Here is a 4,634-nt window from a genome sequence, read left to right as displayed (position 1 = left end):
GTGCCGGCCACCGCCGCGCCGCACGTCGCCGCCGCGCCGCCGGCAACGCTGCCGCTGTTCCACCCGCCGCCCGCGATCGCGTGATCCGCCACCGCGCCGCACCGCCGCCGCGCCCGCCCCGGGCAGCGGCCGCCCGCGCGCGTCCGCTATCCGCCGCCCAGCAGCCAGACCGCGAGATAGGTGGCGAGAAACCCCGCCGCCGGGCCGATCGCCCAGCCGCGCAGGATGCCGGCGATGGTCCGCGCCTGGATCGTCTGCCGCCCCCGCGCCAGCCCGGCGCCGGCCATCGCGCCGATCAGCGCCTGGTTCATCGAGGTGAAATCGCCGAACCCGACCGCCGCGAGCACCACGCAAGCCTGCGCCAGCTGCGCCGCCGTCGCCATCGTCCGGTCCATCCGCACCACGTCGAAGGCGACGCGTTCGAGCAGCGGCCGCCCCCAGGTCAGCACGCCGAGCGCGAGCCCCAGCCCGCCGAGCCCGCCGGCCAGCAGCGGGCCGGTCAGATGCACGGCGAGAAACACCGCCGTCGCGTTCGAAACGTCGTTCGCCCCCATCGCCAGCGAGGCCGCGGCGCCGACCGCCACCAGCCCCCGCGCCACCAGTTTCAGCCCGCCGCCCTCGCGCAGCGCCGGCACCAGGTCGAGCCCCCGCGTCAGCGCGTAGCCGAGCCCGCAGGCGATCGCCGGTGCGGCGACCCACAGCGCCGCGAGGCCGAAGACGGCATGCCAGTTCACCGCCAGCCCCAGCCGCGCGGCGGCGCCGATCAGGCAGAACACCAGGATCTGGATGGTCGAGGTCGGAATCCGCAGCTTCGTGAAGATCGTGGTCAGCAGGAAGGCGACGCCGATCACCGCGGTCGCCGCCCCGGCGCCGAGCCCGCCGCCGACGATCCCGTGGCCGACATGGACCAGCACGCGATGGCTGAACAGCAGCGCGCCGATGAACGTCATCGCCGCCATCAGCGCCAGCGCCGGCCGCAGCCTGATGCTGCCGGTGGCATAGGGCATCCCCATGCAGGCGCCGGTATAATGCGCCCCCATGCTCCAGGCGAAGGCGAACGCGACGAGGGGGAGAAGGATCATCACGCCGCCGCTACAGCCGGTCGGTCGCCACACTCGCCAGCGCCTGCCGCCGCTCGCTGTAGCGGTCGACCAGGTACTCCGCGCGGTCGCGCAGCAGCCAGGTGAAGCGGACCAGCTCCTCCATCACGTCCACCAGCCGGTCGTAATAGGACGAGGGCAGCATCCGCCCGGCCTCGTCGAACTGCTCGTAGGCCTTGGCGACACTCGACTGGTTGGGGATGGTGAACATCCGCATCCACCGCCCGAGCAGGCGCAGCGTGTTCACCGCGTTGAAACTCTGCGACCCGCCGGAGACCTGCATCACCGCCAGCACCCGTCCCTGGGTCGGCCGCATCGCGCCGATCTCCAGCGGAATCCAGTCGATCTGGTTCTTCATCACCCCGGTGATCGCGCCGTGCATCTCCGGGCTGCACCAGACCTGCGCCTCCGACCAGAGCGACAGCTCGCGCAGCTCCCGCACCTTGGGGTGCTCCGGCGGCACGCTCTGCGCCACCGGCAGCCCGCGCGGATCGAAGATGCGCGCCTCCGCCCCCATCAGCTCCAGCAGTCGCGCCGCCTCCTCGGTGAGGAACCGCGAATAGGAGCGCTCGCGCAGCGAGCCGTAGAGCAGCAGCACCCGCGGCCGGTGCGTCGCCCGCGCGGCGGGCTCCAGCCGCGCGGGGTCGGGGGCGGCGAGCAGCCCGCGCTCGAGCGCCGGAAACGTCTCCGCCGCGCCCGTGGCCGCGCCGGCCGGATCGTGATCGATCGTCGAACCCATTCCCGCTCTCCCTCCGGATGCGCGGGGTTATCCAACGCGGCGTCGCGGCCGGTCAAGCGGCCCGGCCGTCACGCCGTCCGCCGGCTGGCCCCGGCGCCGGCGGCGAGCAGCACGGCGATGATCACGCCGCCCTGCATCACGTCCTGCACCCCGCCGGCAAGGCCGGCGATCTGCATCGTCGTCACGATCAGCACCAGCAGCACCGAGCCGAGCAGCGTGCCCAGCGGCGTCGCGCTGCCGCCGAAGATCAGCGTGCCGCCGACGACGACGGCGCCGACCGATTCCAGCAGGTATGGCTTGCCCATGCCGAGAAAGGCGCCGCCGGCATGGGCCGAGAGCAGCGCGCCGTCGAGCCCGGCGAGCACGCCGCTGATCATGAACGCCGCGGTGGTGATCCGCCCCACCCGCGCCCCGGCCAGATCCGCGGCGACCGCGTTCTGGCCGACCGCCATCAGGCTGCGCCCGTAGCCGGTGCGATGAATGACGGCCGACGCCGCCCCGGCGAGCAGCACGGCCGCCACCAGGATCAGCGGCACGCCGAGCACCCGCCCCGCCGCGACGAGGTGCAGCGCCGGGCTGACGCCGAAGGTGGTGAAGCCGCGATTGGTGATCAGCACCGCGGTATCGAGCACGTAGCCGACCGCGAGCGTCGCGATGATCGCCGGGATGCGCACCCGCAGGATCAGGAACGCATTCACCGCGCCGACCGCGAGCCCGACCAGCACGACGGCGGGCAGCGCCAGCGCGAGCCCGGCATCGGTGCCGCCGGAGAGGATCATGGTGACGAAGGCCGAGAGCGTGATCACGCTCGGCACCGACAGGTCGATATTGCCCCCGCCGGTCGCGACCGCGAACATCTGCCCGAGCGCCACCACGGCGAGGAACGAGGCCGAGCTCGCCACCCCCGAGAGGTTCTGCAGGCTGAACCGGCTCGTCGCGAGGTCGAGCGCGGCCCAGAGCGCCAGCACGCCGATCGCCGCGAAGCTCCAGCGGTTGCGCCGCAGCCAGGGGAGCACCGTCATGCCCGCCTCCATCGCAATATCTCGCGCGCCGCGAGGATCGCGATCAGCATCCCCCCCTGCACGGCGGCGTTGTAGTCGGTCGAGACGCCGAGAAACCCGAGCAGGCTGCCGATCAGCGACAGGCTCAGCGCGCCGCAGACCGCGCCGAGCGCCGTGATCTCGCCGCCGAGCAGCGAACAGCCGCCGATCACCGCCGCGGCGATGCTGAGCAACGTGTACGATCCGCCGGCATTGATGTCGGACGAGGTGTTGATCGCCGTCATCGACAGCCCGGCCAGAACCGCGAACCCGCCGGCGATCGCATAGCGCAGCATGGCGATCCGCGCCGCCGGCCAGCCGCTCTGCGCCATCGCGCGCGGATTGGCGCCGAAGCCGCGCAGCACCACGCCGATCCGCGACGCATTCAGCGCCAGCCCGCCGAGCAGGGCGGCGACGATGAACACCACCGACGACGACACGCCCGCCGGGCTCCATGCCGACGCGGCGGCGAGCCAGCCCGGCGCGCTGCCGCCCGGCGTCGGCTGCAGCGCGTAGCCGATCCCCGCCCAGATGAACGAGGCGCCGAGCGTGACGACGATCGCCGGCATCGCGCGGACCTGGATCAGCCAGCCGAGCAGCGCGTAGGCGCCGAGCAGCAGCAGCAGCGCCAGCGCGCCGGCCCAGGGTGCCCGCACCAGGATCGTGGCACTCAGCACGTTGGCGAGGCCGGCGCAGGCGCCGACGCCGAGATCGATCTCGCTGCCGCCGATCACGACCATCTGCGCCAGGGTGACCAGCACCAGCGGCACCGCCGCGCCCGACAGCAGGCCGATCCCGAACAGCGAGGCCACGCTGCGGTTCAGCGCGACGATGATCCCGAAGATCGCGGCCAGGATCAGCACCGGCGCGGCGGCGCTCCAGTCGCGCCGGAACCGCCGCTCGCCGCCGGCGGCCCGGCCGTCGCCGCCGCCGATCTGCTCGGCGAAGGCGGAGGAGACGATCGCGTCCTCCGAAATCCCGTCGCCCGCGAGCACCCGGCGGATCGCGCCGTCATGCAGCACGCAGACCCGGTCGCATTCGAGGAACTCGATCGTCTCGGAACTGTGCCAGACGATCAGCTTGCCCCGCGCCGCCGCATCGCGGATCAGGCGGTAGAACTCCCGCTTCACCGCGACGTCGACGCCGCGGGTCGGATCGTCGAGCAGGATGATGTCGGCTTCGGCCATCAGGGCGCGCGCCATCAGCACCTTCTGCTGGTTGCCGCCGGAGAGGTCGAGGATCGGCGCCCCGGCGCGGTCGGCCGGCAGGCGCACCGCCTCGAGCCAGCGCGCCGCCTCGGCGCGTTCGCCGGCCGGGCGCAGCCAGGCGGTGGCGGGGCCGGCGGCGATGCGCGCGATCGTCGCGTTGGCGATCGCGCTCCAGAGCGGAAACACGCCCTCGCCGCGCCGGTCGCCGGAGACGAACGCCGCCTTCGCGCCGCAGGTGATGCCGGCGATGCGGCGCCCGCGCGCGGCCCGGCGGATCGCGTGCAGCAGCTCCGGCTGCCCGCCGCCCTCGAGCCCGGCCAGCCCGACGATCTCGCCGGCGTGCAGGGTGAGGCCGGCGGTGCCGAACGGCGCGCCGATCGTGACCAGCGCCGCCGCACTGGCAGAGGGGGCCGGCGGCCGCGCGGCGGACAGCGCCGCGGCGGCCTCGCCCGCCATCGCCTCGATCATCTGCGGCACGCCGATCGCGCCGGTTGCTTCATCGCGCACCAGCCGCCCGTTGCGCATGACGAGAACCCGCCGCGTCACC

At 73.8% G+C, this 4,634-nt stretch carries 4 protein-coding genes; all 4 read right to left on the bottom strand.

Going from position 1 to position 4,634, the window contains the following annotated elements:
* Positions 1 to 146: 146 nt before the first annotated feature.
* Positions 147 to 1,082 (bottom strand): inorganic phosphate transporter, encoded by a 936-nt coding sequence (locus RT91_RS18870; RefSeq protein ID WP_035189250.1) that lies wholly within the window; start codon positions 1,080 to 1,082, stop codon positions 147 to 149.
* Positions 1,083 to 1,092: 10 nt separating this feature from the next.
* On the bottom strand, positions 1,093 to 1,839 hold the full coding sequence (arsH, locus tag RT91_RS18865) for an arsenical resistance protein ArsH (protein ID WP_011941969.1): 747 nt from the start codon (positions 1,837 to 1,839) through the stop codon (positions 1,093 to 1,095).
* 68 nt (positions 1,840 to 1,907) lie between these two features.
* Positions 1,908 to 2,861, bottom strand: a complete 954-nt coding sequence (locus RT91_RS18860) for an ABC transporter permease (protein WP_035189251.1) — start codon at positions 2,859 to 2,861, stop codon at positions 1,908 to 1,910.
* Positions 2,858 to 4,634, bottom strand: a 1,777-nt coding sequence (locus tag RT91_RS18855; RefSeq protein WP_035189249.1) for an ABC transporter permease subunit, incomplete at its 5' end; no start/stop codon positions are given. The genes RT91_RS18855 and RT91_RS18860, both read right to left, overlap by 4 nt.

Source organism: Acidiphilium sp. JA12-A1, assembly GCF_000724705.2.
In the GTDB taxonomy this organism is placed as follows: domain Bacteria; phylum Pseudomonadota; class Alphaproteobacteria; order Acetobacterales; family Acetobacteraceae; genus Acidiphilium; species Acidiphilium multivorum.
This window is presented reverse-complemented; position numbering and strand designations above follow the sequence as displayed.